This window comes from Acinetobacter sp. 809848 (genome assembly GCF_000581275.1).
Lineage (GTDB): Bacteria > Pseudomonadota > Gammaproteobacteria > Pseudomonadales > Moraxellaceae > Acinetobacter > Acinetobacter pittii.
The window spans coordinates 1-775 of record NZ_JEXG01000170.1; the positions used below are offsets into that span (position 1 = coordinate 1).

1 protein-coding gene is annotated in these 775 nt (G+C 37.9%); it reads right to left on the bottom strand.

The genetic code is table 11. The annotated features are described in order from the left end of the window. The coding region (locus tag J536_RS24610) for a TetR/AcrR family transcriptional regulator (RefSeq protein WP_032064327.1) at positions 1-459 on the bottom strand (459 nt) is incomplete at its 3' end. Positions 460-775: the final 316 nt, after the last annotated feature.

Below are 775 nucleotides of genomic sequence, written 5' to 3' on the forward strand. Positions count from 1 at the left end.
TAAAAATAGTTTGGCATCTTGAAAAGTCGCATCGGTTTTGAGTTTTATAAGCTGGCTATAGATTTCATTCAGCAGCCATGTGCGATATCTCACTGCGGTGATATAGGCTTTTGGATAGCTCAGTTTCGTTTCAAACATGGCTTTAAATAAGAGGTAGTACATTCCCTCTACATGGGTATGTAAGAAATAAAGCTGTTTGAGTTTATCAGCCGCGCTTGTGTCTTGGGCGTACTCAACAATTGAGACCACTTTTTCTTTTAAACGTTCTTTTTGCACGATCAAACAGATTTCAATAAACCGCTCTTTTGAATGGAAAAAGTTATAAAAAGTCGCTTTAGTAATTTCACATTCTTTGACAATTCGATCTACCCCAACGGTATGAAAGCCACGATGGTGAAATAAATCAATCGACTTGTTGATGACTTGTATGGCACGCGAAGAAAGCACTAACTTTGGCATAGTTTTACCGTTATAAATTCTTGTTGTTTGTAAATGAGATAAAAAAAGCCTGTGCCCCTTTTGGGAGAAAAAAAGGCACAGCAAAGCCGTAAAGACTGTGCTTGGCACATCTCAAGTTTGTTGTAGCTAAGTTTTAATTAAAAATGACTTTAAGCCTGAAAACCTTAGGGCGTTCAAGCTGCTTTAATTTTTAAGCTGTGTCGTTATAGCTTTTGGCATTGAGAGCCAAGAAATAATGGATGTACAAAGCCAACTCCTTTTTATTGGGAGTTCTGCCGACATTAAAATTATGGTGGCAGAACGAGAAAGGGTTCGC